Annotated in this window: 14 protein-coding genes; 7 read left to right on the plus strand and 7 right to left on the minus strand. The window is 71.1% G+C overall.

Features of this window, described 5'->3' with window-relative positions; genetic code table 11:
• Positions 1–28: 28 nt before the first annotated feature.
• Together ACTOWY_RS02105 and ACTOWY_RS02110 are read right to left on the minus strand one after the other, a co-directional pair.
• Positions 29–862: an HAD family hydrolase gene (locus ACTOWY_RS02105; protein WP_441307886.1), complete on the minus strand. Its 834-nt coding sequence runs from the start codon at positions 860–862 to the stop codon at positions 29–31.
• Between the two features lie 69 nt (positions 863–931).
• Positions 932–2812 carry an ABC transporter ATP-binding protein gene (locus ACTOWY_RS02110; RefSeq protein ID WP_441307887.1) on the minus strand — a complete coding sequence of 627 codons (1881 nt, stop codon included), beginning with the start codon at positions 2810–2812 and terminating at the stop codon, positions 932–934.
• Between the two features lie 184 nt (positions 2813–2996).
• On the opposite strand from ACTOWY_RS02110, the gene ACTOWY_RS02115 reads away from it, so the two are divergent.
• On the plus strand, positions 2997–3362 hold the full coding sequence (locus ACTOWY_RS02115) for a DUF2203 domain-containing protein (RefSeq protein ID WP_441307888.1): 366 nt from the start codon (positions 2997–2999) through the stop codon (positions 3360–3362).
• Between the two features lie 33 nt (positions 3363–3395).
• Here the strand turns inward: ACTOWY_RS02115 and ACTOWY_RS02120 are convergent, their stop codons facing one another.
• Positions 3396–3617: a hypothetical protein gene (locus ACTOWY_RS02120; protein WP_441307889.1), complete on the minus strand. Its 222-nt coding sequence runs from the start codon at positions 3615–3617 to the stop codon at positions 3396–3398.
• Between the two features lie 144 nt (positions 3618–3761).
• Here ACTOWY_RS02120 and ACTOWY_RS02125 point away from each other — a divergent pair, with 144 nt between their 5' ends.
• Positions 3762–4268, plus strand: coding sequence for an ATP-binding protein (locus ACTOWY_RS02125; RefSeq protein ID WP_441307890.1), 507 nt, complete (start codon positions 3762–3764; stop codon positions 4266–4268).
• 149 nt (positions 4269–4417) lie between these two features.
• Here ACTOWY_RS02125 and ACTOWY_RS02130 read toward each other — a convergent pair whose 3' ends face one another.
• Entirely contained in the window at positions 4418–6592 is a 2175-nt protein-coding gene (locus ACTOWY_RS02130) for an RICIN domain-containing protein (RefSeq protein WP_441307966.1), read from the minus strand.
• A gap of 436 nt (positions 6593–7028) precedes the next feature.
• Between ACTOWY_RS02130 and ACTOWY_RS02135 the strand changes: the two genes are divergently transcribed.
• The 4 genes from ACTOWY_RS02135 to ACTOWY_RS02150 are packed head-to-tail and all read left to right on the plus strand — an operon-like array spanning position 7029 to position 11735.
• On the plus strand, positions 7029–7919 hold the full coding sequence (locus ACTOWY_RS02135) for an SDR family oxidoreductase (protein WP_441307891.1): 891 nt from the start codon (positions 7029–7031) through the stop codon (positions 7917–7919).
• 47 nt (positions 7920–7966) lie between these two features.
• The gene (locus tag ACTOWY_RS02140) at positions 7967–8593 is read left to right on the plus strand and encodes a (2Fe-2S)-binding protein (RefSeq protein ID WP_441307892.1); all 627 of its coding nucleotides are present in this window, start codon (positions 7967–7969) and stop codon (positions 8591–8593) included.
• Positions 8590–9570 carry an FAD binding domain-containing protein gene (locus ACTOWY_RS02145; protein ID WP_441307893.1) on the plus strand — a complete coding sequence of 327 codons (981 nt, stop codon included), beginning with the start codon at positions 8590–8592 and terminating at the stop codon, positions 9568–9570. Before ACTOWY_RS02140 ends, ACTOWY_RS02145 begins: the two co-directional genes overlap by 4 nt.
• The gene (locus ACTOWY_RS02150) at positions 9567–11735 is read left to right on the plus strand and encodes a xanthine dehydrogenase family protein molybdopterin-binding subunit (protein WP_441307894.1); all 2169 of its coding nucleotides are present in this window, start codon (positions 9567–9569) and stop codon (positions 11733–11735) included. Before ACTOWY_RS02145 ends, ACTOWY_RS02150 begins: the two co-directional genes overlap by 4 nt.
• A 25-nt stretch (positions 11736–11760) precedes the next feature.
• Here ACTOWY_RS02150 and ACTOWY_RS02155 read toward each other — a convergent pair whose 3' ends face one another.
• The gene (locus ACTOWY_RS02155; RefSeq protein ID WP_441307895.1) at positions 11761–12372 is read right to left on the minus strand and encodes a response regulator; all 612 of its coding nucleotides are present in this window, start codon (positions 12370–12372) and stop codon (positions 11761–11763) included.
• A complete protein-coding gene (locus tag ACTOWY_RS02160) occupies positions 12369–13517 on the minus strand; it encodes a sensor histidine kinase (RefSeq protein ID WP_441307896.1) in 1149 nt (382 codons plus the stop codon). The genes ACTOWY_RS02155 and ACTOWY_RS02160 overlap by 4 nt, the downstream gene beginning before the upstream one ends.
• Before the next feature lie 246 nt (positions 13518–13763).
• Between ACTOWY_RS02160 and ACTOWY_RS02165 the strand changes: the two genes are divergently transcribed.
• Positions 13764–14714 carry an RluA family pseudouridine synthase gene (locus tag ACTOWY_RS02165; RefSeq protein WP_441307897.1) on the plus strand — a complete coding sequence of 317 codons (951 nt, stop codon included), beginning with the start codon at positions 13764–13766 and terminating at the stop codon, positions 14712–14714.
• Here ACTOWY_RS02165 and ACTOWY_RS02170 read toward each other — a convergent pair.
• Positions 14672–15919, minus strand: coding sequence for an RNA polymerase sigma factor (locus ACTOWY_RS02170; protein WP_441307898.1), 1248 nt, complete (start codon positions 15917–15919; stop codon positions 14672–14674). The two genes, ACTOWY_RS02165 and ACTOWY_RS02170, sit on opposite strands and share 43 nt — an antisense overlap.
• Between the last annotated feature and the right edge of the window lie 2 nt (positions 15920–15921).

A 15921-nucleotide genomic window follows, 5' to 3' on the forward strand; every position in this document is an offset into this window, starting at 1 on the left:
AGGGAATCCGGGGGCCGCGGCGGTTGGGTCAGTGGGGGCGGCGGCGGTTGGCGAGGGCGGTGAGTACCGCGCCGGCCAGGGCGGTGGCGCCGAGCAGGGAGGGGAGGCCGATTTTCATTGCTTTGCGGCCGGTTCGGAAGTCGCGGATCTCCCAGCCTCGGGTGCGGGCTATGTCGCGCAGGCCGGAGTCGGGGTTGACCGCGATGGCCGTCCCCACCGTGGACAGCATCGGCAGGTCGTTGCGGGAGTCGGAGTAGGCCGTGCAGTTGGCCAGGATGAGGCCTTCGCGGGCGGCCAGGGCTTGGATGGCGTCGGCTTTGGCCTGGCCGTGCATGAGGCCGCCGGTGAGTTTGCCGGTGTAGACGCCGTTCTCGCGTTCGCCGACGGTGCCCAGGGCGCCGGTGAGGCCCAGGCGGCGGGCGATGATCTCGGCCAGTTCCACCGGGGCCGCGGTGACCAGCCAGACTCGTTGGCCCGCGGCCAGGTGCAGTTCGGCCAGGGAGCGGGTGCCGGGCCAGACCCGGGAGGCGATGCGGGCCTCGAAGATCTCCTCGCAGAGGGCGGCCAGCTCGTCGGTGCGGCGGCCCGCGACGAAGGAGAGCAGTTGTTCCCGGCTGGATTCGATGCCCTGGTGGTCTTCGCGGCCCAGGACGCGGAATTTGACCTGTTGCCAGGCGAAGCCGACCAGGTCGGCGGTGCGGAAGTACTTGCGTTCCACCAGGCCGCGGGCCAGATGGAAGATGGACGCTCCCATGATCATGGTGTTGTCCACGTCGAAGAAGGCGGCCGCTGTGGGGTCGGGGGCGGGGGCCCGCTCGACCACCGTCCCGGCCACGCTGCCGACATCCCGTTGCACCGACACCTGAACTCCTTTGTCCCCGCGTCCGCTCGCGGCGCCGCGCAGGGATGCGGGCGCCGCGAGGCGTACAGGTTATCCAGCGACCACCGATTCCTTGCTGTCCGCGAACTGCGTGTTGTACAGCTCGGCGTACCGGCCGCCCTTGGCCAGCAGCACCTCGTGCGTGCCGCGTTCCACCACCTCGCCGTGCTCCACCACCAGGATCAGGTTCGCGGCGCGGATGGTGGACAACCGGTGCGCGATGACCAGCGAGGTCCGGCCGGCCAGGGCCTCGACCAGCGCCTCCTGCACCGCGGCCTCCGAGCTGGAGTCCAGGTGCGCGGTGGCCTCGTCCAGGATGACCACCCTGGGCTGGGCCAGCAGCAGGCGGGCGATGGTCAGTCGTTGCCGCTCACCGCCGGAGAGGCGGTAGCCGCGCTCCCCCACCACCGTGTCCAGGCCGTCGGGCAGCGAGGCGACCAGGTCCTCCAGCCGGGCCCGGCGCAGCGCGTCCCACAGGTCCTCATCACTCGCGCCGGGCTGGGCCAGGCGCAGGTTCGCGCCGATGCTCTCGTGGAAGAGGTGGCCGTCCTGGGTGACCATGCCGACGGTGTCCCTGATCGCGTCGAAGGACAGGTCGCGCACGTCCACGCCGGCCAGCCGGATGCTGCCGGAGTCCGCGTCGTACAACCGCGGCGTCAGCGAGGCCAGGGTGGACTTGCCCGCGCCGGAGGAGCCGACCAGGGCGACCAGCTGACCCGGTTCGGCCCGGAAGGACACCCCGCGCAGCACTTCTTCGCCGCCGCGACTGTCCAAAGTGGCCACTTCCTCCAGCGAGGCCAGCGAGACCTTGTCCGCGGCCGGGTAGCTGAAGCGCACGTTGTCGAACTCCACCGCGACCGGACCCGCGGGCACCGCGCGGGCATCCGGCTTCTCCTCGATCAGCGGCTTGAGGTCGAGCACCTCGAACACCCGGTCGAAGCTGACCAGCGCGGTCATCACGTCCAGCCGGGCCCCGGCCAGCGCGGTCAGCGGCGAGTACAGCCGGGTGATCAGCAGCGCCAGGGTGACCACGGTGCCGGCTTCGAGCTGGCCGGTGAGCGCGAAGTAGCCGCCCAGGCCGTAGACCAGGGCCAGGGCCAGCGCGGAGACCAGGCCGAGGGCAACCATGAACACCCACTGCTTGACCGCGGTGCGCACGCCGATGTCACGCACCCGCTGGGCCCGCGCGGAGAACTCGGCGTTCTCCTGGCTGGGCCTGCCGAACAGCTTGATCAGCGTGGCGCCGGGCGCGGAGAACCGCTCGGTCATCGTGGTGGTCATCGCCGAGTTGAGGTTGGCCGACTCGCGTTCCATCCCGGCCAGCCGCCGCCCGACCCGGCGGGCGGGCAGCACGAAGATCGGCAGCAGGATCAGCGCGAGCACGGTGACCTGCCAGGACAGGCTGAGCATGACCACCACGGCCAGCACCAGCGCGATGATGTTGGTGACCACCCCGGACAGCGTGGAGGAGAAGGCGCGCTGGGCGGCGATCACGTCGTTGTTGAGCCTGCTGACCAGCGCGCCGGTGCGGGTGCGGGTGAAGAAGGCGATCGGCATCCGCTGCACGTGCGCGAACACCGACTCGCGCAGCCGCAGGATCAGGTCCTCGCCGACCCGGGAGGACTGCCAGCGTTCGGCCAGGCTCAGTCCCGCCTCGACCACCGCGATCGCCGCGATGAGCCCGGCCAGCCACAGCACGGTGTCCACCGGCTGCTTGTTGACGATCGCCTCGACCACCCAGCCCGCCAGCACCGGGGTGGCCACCGCGAGCACCGCGGCCAGCGCGCTGAGCACCAGCAGGATGGCCACCGCGCGGTACTGCGGCTTGGCGAAGCGGGCGATGCGGCGCAGGGTGGCACGGGTGACCGTGCGTCCCGACTTGTCCTGCATCGCGCTTTCCAGCGCCATCCAGGCGTTCATGTCGATGTCCATGGCTCCCCACAGTGTCCGGGCCGGGGCGGTGTGGAAGATGATGCTTCCGCACACCCCCGACAAAATCGGCGTGAATTTCCCGCCGTGGTCCTTCGTGGACCGAAGTCGCTGATGAGAAGAGTGTGGAAGCTCGACCTAACTAGAGGTCAAGCGGTCCGGGCCGCCGGGATGGCAGGCTGTGCGCATGGGACTGTTCACCGTGGCGGAGGCCAGGGCCGAGCTGGCCGCGCTGCTGCCGGTGCTGACCGAACTGGTGACACTGCGCGCCGACGCCGCCGAACTGGCCGTCTCGGTGGCCCCCGGCGGGCAGCCGAGTCCGCTGGGCGGGCTGCCGGAGTTCAAGGCGGCGCAGGCGCGGCTGGACGAGCTGATGACGCAGGTGCAGCAGACCGGGGCCGAGCTGAAGGGCTTCGCGCCGCTGCTGGTGGACTTCCCGGCCGAGCTGGACCGGGTGCCGGTGCTGCTGTGCTGGCTGGAGGGCGACACCGAGCTGCGCTGGTATCACCGGCGCGATCTCGGTTTCGCCGGGCGGCGGCCGCTGCCGGAGTAGGTCCGCCGCAGGCAGCCCGCGGGGCCCGGCCGGTCAGGCGTTGCGGCGGCCGAACAGGGCGGAGCGGCCGTGTTTCTTGTGCACGGCCTGCTTGCTGACGCCGAGCACGGAGGCGATCTCGGTCCAGGTGCGGCCGCGCACCCGGGCCCGGCGGACCAGCACGGCCTCCAGGCGTTCGAGTTCGCTGCGTAGTTCCGCGGCGGCGGCGAGCCCCACGATCGGGTCGTCCACTCCGGTCGCCCTGGTCAACGTCATGAGCCGATCCATCTCCACCTGGTCATCCTAGGTTGACAACTGGCAACGAAGTAGACGCGGAATCAGCGGACGTTCACGGCGTGTGGCAGGATCCCCTATTCGAGTGACACCCGAGGCTCCCGAAATGGCGGAAGAAGGAACCCGGTGACCCCACACACTGCACAGGTCGACGACATCCAGTTGGTCGCGCTCCCCACCGCGGTGAACTGCGCCGATCTGTTCGCCCAGTTCACGCTGCGCGAGTGGCACCTGCGGCCGATGCTCGACGAGGCCGCCACCGCGGCCGGTCAGCTCGTGGCCGCGGTGGTGGAAAGCGCTGATCCCGACCGGCCCGGCATGCTGACCGTGCGCCTGCGGGTCAGCGGGGACAGCCTGGTGATCGAGGTGGCCGACGGCCGCCCGGCCGAGGCGACCCCCGACATGGAGGGCCCGAACCTGGGCGTGGTGCCCCTGGAGGGCCGCGGCCGGATGCTGTGGTGCACGCTGCCGCTGCCGTCCGGGGTGACCGCGGAGGCGGTGCCACTGCCGCGGCGGGAACGGCGGCGCTCGCCCGAGGCGGAGCGGCTGGCCAATGACCCGCACGAGGTCGACCCCGAGGTGATGGAGCGGTTGCTCATGGGGCTGGGGCGCGCGAGCGCGCACGGGAACTGACCGCGCGGCCGGGGCGCTCGTCTGGCGGGGCGGGCGCCTGGCCACGAGGTGGTGCCGCGGCGCTGCCCGCTGAACTCGATGTCCATAGTGGACGGCCCGGGTCGCTGGGACCGACTCGACCCGGACCGTCCGCTGGTGTCACCCAGGTACTACGGGTAGTTCACCAGGTACTGCACGGTCTGCCCCGCGCCAGCGGTGCCGCCCGAGTTGTTGATGATGCGGTTGATCGTGCCCGCGCCGCCGCCCAGGGACACCGTGACCATGTTGCGGAAGCGGACATTGGGGTTGTTCGGGACCTCGAAGGCGCGGTCGGCGACCACGCTCCGGTTGACGTTGAAGAAGCAGTAGCTGCCCAGACCGACGGCCTCGTGGCTCGTGACGTGGTTGGCGACCTTGTAGGCCGCGTAGCCGCGGGTGGAGCCGTTCATCCAGGCCGCCTGGTTGGGTGGGTCGTAGGGCATCTCGTTCTGGTAGAAGAACGTCTTGCCGCCCTGGCCGTTCCAGATGGTCTGGTACTTCTGGTAGTGCTCGACGAACAGGCCGTACATGCTGACGTTGTCGCCGTTGACCACCAGGCCCACATCGGCGGTGTTGGTGTTCCAGCCGATGCCGTCGCCGTGGTCGCCGCGCCACAGCCACAGGTGATCGCCGATCACGTTGCGGCTGTTGACCACCAGGCTGGTGGTGGCCTTGCCCGCGACCATGCCGCCGATGCGGATGAACAGGTCGTGCAGCGAGGTGGGGTTGGCGCCGTGGTTGCCCGCCGAGCCCGCCGGGCCGACCTCCATCAGCAGGTTGGAGTTGGTGGTGTTGGCGTCGATGAGCAGGCCGGCGATCTTCACCCCTGGCACGTCGGCCACCGTCATCGCGGTGATCCCGTTGTTGGGCATCAGGGTCGCCAGGCCCAGGCCCAGCACCACGGTGTCCGGCCGGGTGACCCGCAGGGTCTGGTCCAGGCGGTAGATGCCGGGGGTGACAATCAGGTTCTTGCCCTCGGCCAGGGCCTGGTTCATCGCGGCGGCGCTGGTGCCGGGCTTGGCGATGAAGAAGGAGCTGATCGGCAGCGCCTGACCGGGCGCGTTGCCGCCCTCCCAGGTGGTGCCGCGGGAGTTGTTACGCAGCGCCGGGACGAAGACCTCGTAGCCGCCGGAACTGTTGACCTGCAGGAACGGCTTCTCCCGGATCTGCGGGGTCTGGTCAACCCTGGTGTAGGGCGGGCTGGGGAAGTTGCCGGCCGGGGCGTTGTTCGCGCCGACGAAGACCATGTTCCAGTTGGAGCCGGTCCAGCTGCCCCAGTTGGTGTTGCGGGACAACCACTGCTGCTGGCTGCCCGAGCGCACCTGGCCGTCGATCTTGCTGTCGGCCATGAAGCCGCCGCTGGACCAGCCGTTGTCGTCGAGCTGCAGGTTGCCGCGCACGTGCATCCGCCGGTACGGCGCGGCCTGGGAGACCGCCCACCGGTCGGTGCCGCCGCTGGGGGTCACCGACAGGTTCTCCGCGGCGCGCCAGAAGTTGTGCGTGGCGTTGCCCTGGAACCAGTCCGCCTCCACGTGCACCGCGCCGCGGATGTGCACGTCGTCGGGATTGCGGCCCAGGCCGAGGACCTGGGTGTAGTAGCCGACGTTGACATCGACGTTGTAGGTGCCGGGCTTGAACAGCATGGCGTAGCGGTCCGCGCCGAACTGGGCCCGCTCCTGCCGCTGGAAGATCGTGTTCGCCCGGCTCTGGATGGTGGCCTGCGGGGTGGACTGGTCGAAGACGAAGACGTTGGGGCCGAAGTCCGGATCACCGGGGCCGGGGCCGCCGCCGTCGACCGGGACCAGGTTGAAGGACTGGTTGGGCGAGCCCGCGAAACAGCTCCACTGCTGGAACTGCACGCTGTCGGCCTGGGAGCCCTCGGTCAGGTCGAAGCACTTGCCGCTGTTGCGGTTGACCAGCTGGTAGGAGCCGTCGGCCTGTTCCACCGGCTGCCACTGCTGGTTCGCGCCGCCGCCGTAGGTCCACAGGTGCGTCTGGCCGCCGTCAGCGGTGGAGTTCTCCGCCACGTCGATGACCTGGGCGGCGTCGATCCGGCTGTTGAGCCGGGAGAAGCCGCCGCCGCTCTCCTGGAACTGCCACTGCTGGGCGGTGCTGTCGTTGCAGGTGTACTGCTGCACGGCGGTGCCGTTGGCCGCGGCCGCGCCCCGGGCGTCAACGCATTTGCCGCTGGTCTTGCTCACCACCTTGTACCAGCCGTCAGGGGTGATGGCCGCTTGGGCGGCTGGTGCGGACACCAGGGTCAGCGAACTCGCGGCGACCACCGCGGCTGCCGCCGCCGTCGCCATCCGTCTCCACGTCACAGGGCGCTCCTCTGCCACGATGCAGGGACGCGACACCGGGGGCCGGGAAGCGGTTTCCCAGGTGTCGCGCAGGGGGTGGCGGCGGCGAATTTGTTGGCGGCCCGAACGTAATGACGGCCACAGCGGCAAGTCAATACATGGCTAAAAATAAGTCTTGAACACGGATCCCGGGCGACACTCCGGCAACCCCGGCCCGTACGAGTTGGGCCAACTCGTACGCCGAGTTGGCCCAACCGGGCGCACCAGTTGGCCCAACTCGGCGGAATGGGCCACCACGCACGCACAGAAGGCCCCCGCGCACTAACTTGACCTGCGGAAACTCGGTCATATCGCTGATAACACTCAGGGGCTAGCGTCGCTAACGTCCGAGTGTTATCGTTGCTCACGCAGACAGCGGAACAGCGATAACAAGGAGCGGGTCATGAGCAAGGTCATCGTGGTCACCGGGGCGTCCAGCGGCATCGGGGCGCTCAGCGCGCGGGCACTGAGCCGCGCCGGGCACACCGTCTACGCCGGCATGCGGAACACCCAGGGCCGCAACGCGCCGCGGGTCGCCGAACTCCGGGAGTTCGCCACCACCAACAAGGTCAAGCTGCACTCGGTGGAGCTGGACGTGCTGGACCAGGACTCGGTGGACGCCGCGATCGCGCGGATCGTGGCCGAGCAGGGCCGCCTCGACGTGGTCCTGCACAACGCGGGCCACCTGGTGGTCGGGCCGACCGAGGCGTTCAGCACCGAGGAGCTGGCCGCGGTCTACAACACCAACGTGCTGGGCGCGCAGCGGGTCAACCGGGCCGCGCTCCCCCAGTTGCGTGCCCAGGGCGAGGGCCTGCTGCTGTGGACCTCCAGCAGCAGCGTGCGCGGCGGCACCCCGCCGTTCCTGACCGGGTACTTCGCCGCCAAGGCCGCGCTGGACTCCCTGGCGGTCGGCTACGCCGCCGAGGTCTCCCGCTTCGGCATCGAGACCGCGATCATCGTGCCGGGCGCGTTCACCAACGGCACCAACCACTTCCCCAACGCCGGGCACCCCGCCGACACCGACCGGGTCGAGGCCTACGAAGAGCAGTACGGGCAGCTCCAGCGGGAGATCCCGGACCGGCTCGGCGCGCTCATCCCACCGGAAGCCGACGTGGCCCTGGTCGCCGAGGCGATCGTGGACGTGGTGGGCCGCCCGCACGGCACCCGCCCGTTCCGCACCCACATCGACCCGGCCGATGACGGCTCCGAGGTGGTCAGCGCGGTCGCGGACAAGATCCGCGGCGACTTCTACCGCCGGATCGAGCTGTCCGAGTTGCTCCACCCGGCGCGCTGACAGCACGGCAGGATGGCCAGTGTCTTGAGCAGGTTCGAGGAGGTCTGATGTCCGAGCAATCCGATCCGACCGAGGTCCGGCCCAGCAGAAGGACAGTGCTGAAGGCCGGTGGCGCCACCGCGGGAGCGCTGGCCGCGGGCGGCCTGCCCGCGGTCGCCGCACCGGCCGCCGAAGAGTCCACAGTGGACAGAATCGAACCCGGGTCCACTGTGGACATCACGCTCACCGTCAACGGGCAGCGGCACCGGGTCGCGGTCGAGCCCAGGGTCACCCTGCTGGACGCCTTGCGCGAGCGGCTGGGGCTGACCGGCACGAAGAAGGGCTGCGACCGCGGCGAATGCGGGGCCTGCACGGTGCTGGCCGACGGGCAGCGGATCAAGTCCTGCCTGACCCTGGCGGTGATGCGGCAGGGCCAGCGGATCAGCACCGTGGAGGGCCTGGCAGCCGAGGGCGAACTGCACCCGGTGCAGGCGGCGTTCATCCGCCGGGACGCCTTCCAGTGCGGGTTCTGCACCCCCGGCCAGCTCATGTCCGCGGTGGCCGCGATCGAGGAGGGGCACACCGGCTCGGACGCGGAGATCCGGGAGTGGATGAGCGGGAACCTGTGCCGGTGCAGCTGTTATCCCAACATCGTGGCCGCGGTGCGCGATGCCGCGCGGGAGGTGCGGCGATGAGGGCGTTTGGCTACCAGCGGCCGCGGGTCAGCGCGGAGGCGGTGCGGGCGGGGTCCGCGCCGGGTGCGGCCTACCTGGCCGGGGGCACCGAATTGCTGAACCTGATGAAGGACGGCGTGCAGGCGCACGACCTGGTCGTCGACATCAACGCGTTGCCGCTCAAGGAGATCGAGGTGTCGGCCGGGCGGATCCGGATCGGCGCGCTGGCCCGGATGGCCGAGGTGGCCGCGCACCCTGCGGTGCGCACCCAGGCCCCGGTGCTGTCCTCGGCGCTGCTGAACTCGGCATCGCCGCAGGTGCGCAACATGGCCGCGATCGGCGGGAACCTGTTGCAGCGCAACCGGTGCGGCTACTTCCGGGACAGCGGTTTCCCGTGCAACAAACGAGCGCCCGGCAGTGGCTGCCCGGCCCGCCAAGGCCACAACCGGATGCACGCGCTGTTCGGGGCCAGCGAGCACTGCGTGGCCGTGCACGCCTCCGACCTCGCGGTCTCCCTGGCGGCCCTGGAGGCGACCGTGCTGACCCTGGGCGCCGAGGGCGCGCGGCGGATCCCCTTCGCCGAGTTCTACCGGCTGCCCGGGGACACCCCGCAGTTGGAGACCGGGTTGCGGCCCGGTGAGCTGATCACCGCGGTGGAGGTGCCGACCGGGCCGCTGTCCGCGCGGTCGCGCTACCTGAAACTGCGGGACCGGGAGAGCTTCGAGTTCGCCGTGGTGTCGGTGGCCGCCTGCCTCACCCAGCGCGGCGGCCGGGTGCAGGAGGTCCGGCTGGCCTTCGGCGGGGTCGCGCCCCGGCCCTGGCGCACCCCCGGGGCCGAGGCCGCCCTGCGCGGCAGGCCCCTGGATGCCGCGAGTCTGGCCGCGGCCGCCGAAGCCGCGGTCCGCGGCGCACAACCACTGGCGCACAACGGTTTCAAGGTGGAGCTGATGCGCAGGGCACTCACCGGCGTGCTCACCGAACTCGGGAGGCAGCGATGACCGGCGGACTGATCGGCAGGCCCGTGGACCGGGTGGACGGCCACGACAAGGTCACCGGCGCCGCCACCTACGCCGCCGACCAGCGGATTCCCGGACTGCTGCACGGATTCCTGGTGCTCAGCACCATCGCCAGGGGCCGGATCACCGGCATCGAGGTGACCGCCGCCGAACGCGCGCCGGGTGTGCTGCGGGTGTTCACCCACCACACCATGCCGCGACTGACCATGCCGGTCGGGCCGTACCGCAAGAGCTACCTCCCGGTGCAGGACGACCGGATCCACCACAACGGCCAGCCGATCGCGCTGGTCGTGGCACAGACCCTGGAACAGGCCCAGCACGCCGCCAGCCTGGTGAGCGCCCAGTACCAGACCGAGAAGCACCGCTCCGCGCTGCACGAGGCCGAGGGCGAGGAGTTCGTGCCGCCGGTGCAGAGCGGCACCCCCAACGAGACGGTCCGCGGCAACCCCGCCGCCGGACTCGCCGAAGCGGATATCCGGATCGAGGGCATATACAGTTCGCCGATACATCTGCACAACCCGATGGAGCCGTCCGCGACCATCGCGCACTGGACCGGCGGGCAGGTCACCGTGTACGAGTCGACCCAGTCGGTGACCTTCGCCCGCAGCGCGGTCTCCCAGGCGTTGCGGGTGCCACTGGCCGAGGTCAAGGTGGTCTCGCCCTACCTCGGCGGCGGGTTCGGCGCCAAGGGCGCGACCTGGCCGCACACCCTGCTCACCGCCGCCGCGGCCAGGGTCCTGGACCGGCCGGTGAAGCTGGTGCTGTCCAGGGCCCAGCTCTACACCGCGCACGGCCACCGCAGTGAGCTGAGCCAGCGGATCACCCTGGGCGCGAAACGGGACGGGCGGCTGACCGCGCTGGTGCACGTCTCCACCCAGCAGGTCTCGGCCACCGAGGACCGGGTGTACAACAGCAGCCACTCCTCCCGGCTGCTCTACGCGGTGCCCAACCTGCACGTGCGGCAGCAGGCCGTGCGGCTGGACCTGCAGAACGGCTCGTTCATCCGCTCCCCCGAACTCGCCGCGCACCACGGCCTGGAAACCGCCCTGGACGAGCTGAGCCACCGGCTCGGCATCGACCCGGTGGAACTGCGGCTGCGCAACTACGCCGCGACCAACCCGGAGACCGGGGCGCGCTGGGGCAGCAAGCACCTGGACGAGTGCTACCGGATCGGCGCCCGCGCCTTCGGCTGGTCCAAGCGGGATCCACGGATCGGGTCGATGCGGGACGGGGACATCCGGATCGGCTGGGGCATGGCCACCGAGGCGCACACCTGCGGCGCGATGCCCTCCGGCGCGCACCTGAGCGTGGGTGTGGACGGCCGGGCCACGCTGAGCACCGGCGCGCAGGACATCGGCACCGGCACCTACACCGTGCTCACCCAGGTGGCCGCGCAGGTGCTGGGCCTGCCGCTGAGCGAGGTGACCACCCGGCTCGGCCACACCGACTACCCGGTGGCCATGGGCTCCTTCGGCTCCGGCACGGTGAACAGCGTGACCGGCGCGGTCGACCAGGCCGCCGGCGCCGTGCGCGCCGAGGTGATCCGGCTGGCCGTGACCGACCCACGGTCACCACTGCATGGCATACCGGCGGCGGAGATAGTCACCGAACACGGATATCTGTTCGCCAGGGACCGCCGCCGGGACAGCTACCGCGATGTCCTTGCCCGGCACGGGAAACCAGTGGAATCGACCGGCACCAGCGCGAACACGCCGAACTACACCACCGGCGCGGTGTTCGTGGAGGTCCGGGTGGATCCGCGCTACGGCAAGGTGTCGGTGAGCCGGGTGGTCGGCGCCTACGACCCCGGCCGGGTGCTCAACCGGCGCACCGCGCACAGCCAGGCCATCGGCGGCGCGATCTGGGGCATCGGGTTCGCGTTGATGGAGCACGCGGTGGTGGACCCGGCGCACGCCCGGATCATGAACGCCACGCTGTCCACCTACCTGATGCCGGTGAACGCGGACGTGCCGGAGATCGAGACGCACTTCGTGGACAAACCGGATCCGACCAGCGCGGCGCTGGGCGCCAGGGGATTCGGGGAGACGCCGATGACCGGGGTGCCAGCGGCGATCGGCAACGCGGTCTTCCACGCCACCGGCCGCCGGATCCGGGACCTGCCGATCACCCAGGACAAACTGTTGTAGGGCAAGGCTTCGCCAGGTGAGGAGGTCAGCCGGTCAGCCAGCCGTTGTCGGTGGCGAGGCGGATCGCCTCGACCTTGTTGCGGGCGCCGAGTTTGTGCAGCACCCGGGTCATGTGGTTCTGCACGGTGCCCGCCACCAGGCCGAGCCTGCGGCTGACCTCCTTGGCGCTGTCGCCGTCGGCCATCAACCGCAGCACCAGGGTTTCCCTTGGCGTCAACGGGTTCTGGCCGCGGCGCAGCGCGGTGCTGAGCAATCCGGGCGGGAACACCGACTCACCGGCGTGCACCCGGCGGATCGCGTCCAGCAACCGGTCCATGGACACGCCCTTGGGCAGGAACCCGGCCACACCGGCGGCCAGGGCCTGGTGCACCACGCCGGGGCGGTCCAGCACGCTGAGCATGAGGATGCGGGTGCGCGGGGCGGTGGTGCGCAGGTCGGCGGCCACGGTGAGACCGTCCCGGCCGGGAAGTTCGACGTCGAGCAGCAGCACCTCGGGCGGGGCCTGCTGGACGAGCGCGGCGACCTGGTCGCCCCGGGAGAGCGCGGCGGTGACCTGGATGTCGGGGACGGAGCCGAGGACGGCGACCAGGGCTTCGCGCAGGACGGTCATGTCCTCGACCACGGCGACGCGGATCATCGGGGGACCTCGCTCGCGGTGGGGGCGGATGCGGTGGCGGAACCGGTGGGCGGCGTGCTGGGGATCTCGACGACCAGGCGATAGCGGGACCGGCCCACCCGGCCCGCGCGCAGGCGGCCACCCAGGGCGGTGATCCGGGCGGTGAGACCGGCCTGGCCGCTGCCGGGCGGCGCGGTGGCCGGGCGGACGCCGTCGTTCTCCACGGTCAGGCGGCACCAGCCGTCCTGGTCCCGCGTGGTCAGCAGGAAACGGCGGGCCGAGCTGTGCTTGAGCACGTTGGTCACCGCCTCGCGCACCACCCAGGCCGCCGCCTCCTCGGCGTGCGCGGGCAGCGCCGCGCCGAAGCGGAGCTGGTACCGGATGCCCGCCGCGGTGAGCAGGGCGACGCCACTGCGGACCTCCTCGCCGAGGTCGGGCTGCCAGTCGCCGTTGGCGACCCGGCGCACGGTGCCCATGGTGTGCTCGGTGATCCGCTGGATCGCGCCAAGGTGCTCGGCCGCGCCGCCAGGGTCGGTGACCGCGAGGCGGGCGGCGAGGTCGGCGCGCAGGCCGATCGCGGTGATCTCCTGGCCGAGGGTGTCGTGCAGATCGCGGGAGACCCTGGTGCGTTCCCTGGCCACGGCCAGACCGGCCAGGCTGGCCCTGGTGCGACTCAGTTCCAGGGCCAGTTCGGCGACCCGGACGGTGGCGTAGACGGCCAGTCCGGCGACCAGGCTGTGCCCGATCCGGGAGAACACCGGCACCAGCGAGTCCGAGCCCAGGGCCAGCACGAACACCTCGACCGCCAGCACCGCGAGAAATCCGCGTCCGGCCCAGGGGCCGGGCAGCAGGACCAGCAGGGTGCAGGCGGCGAAGACCGGGGCGAAGGTGGCGGGGCCGAGCACGATCAGCGCCGCGATCGTCAGCAGGAACTGGGGTGCGAGCACCGCGGCCCGCTGTCCTGGCGAGGGCAGGCCGTGCCGCAACCGGATCGAGGCAGCCACGGCCAGCAGTGCCGCGCTGAGCAGCAGGAACGGCGCCGACCACCAGATCGAGGGCGCACGGTCCGGGCCCCCCACGTGCGCCAGCCAGGGCACCGCCAGGCAGACCGGCAGCACCGCGACCGCGACACCGATCAGCGGCAGTCGTCGTTCCACGAACGGCATTCGGCGAACCTCCCCGGCACGGAAAATAGTCGCCATCGGGACTTCGCGCACGGCGAATGATGACGACAGCCCCCGGAAATGAGACCGGGCTCATGAACCATGACTTTCTCACGGTGTATTTGTTCGGTTTTCCATGCTGTCTTTTCACCGGGGAGCCGGGCAGGCTGGACAACCGCGGGGGGAGACGGTGGCGCCCGCGGGTCCGGGCCACGAACCCGGATCCGCGGGTGCCACTAGGCTCAGGTGGTGAGACGGAAAACTCCCGCCCCGTTGCCGCAGCGCTTCGGGCTCGACCCGGCCCGGATGCGGCTGCCGGAGACCGGGAGCTGGCCCACCGTGCGCGCGCACCTGGCCGACCGGTTGCCGCTGGTCACCCAGGATGTCATCGACTCGATGTTCACCGAGCGGCGGATCGCCGACCTCAGTGGACCGCTCGAACTGGACGCGCCCTATGTGCCGGGTGGGGTGGTGTGGTTTCACCGGGAGTTGCCGGTGGAGGTGCCGGTGCCGTTCCCGATCGGGGTCGTCCACCGCGACGAACATCTCCTGGTGGTGGACAAACCGCATTTCCTGGCCACGATTCCACGCGGGAAACACATCCAGGAAACCGCGCTGGTGAAGTTGCGCCGCCAGTACGACCTGCCCGATCTGAGTGCCGCGCACCGATTGGACCGGGTCACCGCGGGACTGATGATGTTCGTGATCAACCGATCTGATCGCGGCAGTTACCAGACACTGTTCCGGGACCGCCTGGTGCACAAGGAGTACGAGGCGGTGGCGCCGGTGAATCCGGGACTGGTGCTGCCCACCACGGTGCGCAGCCGGATCCTCAAGGAACGCGGCGTGATCACCGCGCAGGAGGTGGACGGGCCGCCGAACGCCGAGACCGAGGTCGAACTCCTGGAACAGCGGGACGGGCTCGGGCGGTACCGGCTGCGGCCCAAGACCGGGCGCACCCACCAGCTGCGGCTGCACCTGACCCGGCTGGGCATCCCGATCCTCGGCGACGACTTCTACCCGGTGCTCACCGAACGGCCCCTGGACGACTTCACCCGGCCACTGCAACTGCTGGCCAGAACACTGGGCTTCACCGACCCGATCACCGGGGAGGAACGGAAGTTCAGCAGCAGGCTGGCGCTGACCGCGTGGACGGACTACCCGTCCTGGGCCAGCGATGCCAGCCGACGATCCAGGTAGCGGCGTTCCGCCTCGGCGGTGACCAGCTTGAGCGCCGCCCGGTACGCCTCGGCCGCCTCGGTGGCGCGGCCCAGGCGGCGGAGCAGGTCGGCGCGGGTGGCCGGGAGCAGGTGATAGCCATCCAGGTGACCTGACTCGTCCAGTTCCCGCACCAGTTCCAGACCCCGGTCCGGGCCCTCGGCCATCGCGACGGCCACCGCCCGGTTGAGCCGCACCACCGGGGAGGGCACCCGGCGGGCCAGTTCGCCGTAAAGACCGGCGATCTGCGGCCAGTCGGTGTCCCCGGCGAGCTTGGCGTTGGCGTGACAGGCCGCGATGGCCGCCTGGAGCTGGTACACGCCGGGACGGCCCTGGCGCAGCGCGGCGTCCAGCAACGCGGTGCCCTCGGCGATCTCGTCCTGATCCCAGCGGCTCCGGTCCTGGTGCTCCAGGGTGACCAGGTCGCCGTGATCGTCCAGGCGGGCCGCGCGGCGGGCGTCCTGCAACAACAGCAAGGCCAGCAGGCCCTGGGTCTCCGGCTCCTCGGGCATCAGTCCACAGAGGACACGGGCGAGCCGGATCGCCTCGCCGCTGAGGCCGCCGCGCAGCAGGTCCTCGCCCGCGGTGGCCGAATAGCCCTCGTTGAACAGCAGGTAGAGCACGCCGAGCACGGCGGTCATCCGCTCCGGCAGCAGGTGCGCCGGCGGCACCCGGTATGGGATGCCGGCGTTGCGGATCTTGCGTTTGGCCCGCACCAGGCGTTGCGCCATGGTGGGTTCGGGCACCAGGAAGGCGCGCGCGATCTCCGGGGTGGTCAGGCCGCACAGGGTGCGCAGGGTCAGCGCGACCCGGCCCTCCAGGGGCAGCGCGGGGTGGCAGCAGGTGAAGATCAGCCGGAGCTGGTCGTCGCGCACCCCGCTGTCGTCGTCGGACCCGGCTTCGGGGCCGGGGTCAGCGGCCGGGGTGGCGGCGAGTTCGCGGAGTTTGGCGTTGCCGACCGCCTCCCGGCGCAGCCGGTCCATCGCCCGGTTGCGGCCCGCGGTGGTCAGCCAGGCCCCCGGCCGCGTTGGCACGCCGTCCCGCGGCCAGGTCTCCAGGGCCAGCGCGAAGGCCTCCTGGGCGCATTCCTCGGCCAGGTCCCAGTCGCCGGTGACCCGGATCAGGGTGGCCACCACCTGGCCCCATTCGGTGCGGAAGGCCTCGGCGACCGCCGTCTGGACCGTCATGG

Source organism: Crossiella sp. CA198, from assembly GCF_052078295.1.
In the GTDB taxonomy this organism is placed as follows: Bacteria; Actinomycetota; Actinomycetes; order Mycobacteriales; family Pseudonocardiaceae; genus Crossiella.

What these genes read in the sequence shown, in the direction of transcription:
- ACTOWY_RS02110 (WP_441307887.1), bottom strand. Translation starts at nt 2,812, where the DNA reads ATGGACATCGACATGAACGCCTGGATGGCGCTGGAAAGCGCGATGCAG.
- ACTOWY_RS02115 (WP_441307888.1), top strand. Translation starts at nt 2,997, where the DNA reads ATGGGACTGTTCACCGTGGCGGAGGCCAGGGCCGAGCTGGCCGCGCTG.
- ACTOWY_RS02120 (WP_441307889.1), bottom strand. Translation starts at nt 3,617, where the DNA reads ATGACGTTGACCAGGGCGACCGGAGTGGACGACCCGATCGTGGGGCTC.
- ACTOWY_RS02130 (WP_441307966.1), bottom strand. Translation starts at nt 6,592, where the DNA reads ATGGCGACGGCGGCGGCAGCCGCGGTGGTCGCCGCGAGTTCGCTGACC.
- ACTOWY_RS02135 (WP_441307891.1), top strand. Translation starts at nt 7,029, where the DNA reads ATGAGCAAGGTCATCGTGGTCACCGGGGCGTCCAGCGGCATCGGGGCG.
- ACTOWY_RS02140 (WP_441307892.1), top strand. Translation starts at nt 7,967, where the DNA reads ATGTCCGAGCAATCCGATCCGACCGAGGTCCGGCCCAGCAGAAGGACA.
- ACTOWY_RS02145 (WP_441307893.1), top strand. Translation starts at nt 8,590, where the DNA reads ATGAGGGCGTTTGGCTACCAGCGGCCGCGGGTCAGCGCGGAGGCGGTG.
- ACTOWY_RS02150 (WP_441307894.1), top strand. Translation starts at nt 9,567, where the DNA reads ATGACCGGCGGACTGATCGGCAGGCCCGTGGACCGGGTGGACGGCCAC.
- ACTOWY_RS02155 (WP_441307895.1), bottom strand. Translation starts at nt 12,372, where the DNA reads ATGATCCGCGTCGCCGTGGTCGAGGACATGACCGTCCTGCGCGAAGCC.
- ACTOWY_RS02160 (WP_441307896.1), bottom strand. Translation starts at nt 13,517, where the DNA reads ATGCCGTTCGTGGAACGACGACTGCCGCTGATCGGTGTCGCGGTCGCG.
- ACTOWY_RS02170 (WP_441307898.1), bottom strand. Translation starts at nt 15,919, where the DNA reads ATGACGGTCCAGACGGCGGTCGCCGAGGCCTTCCGCACCGAATGGGGC.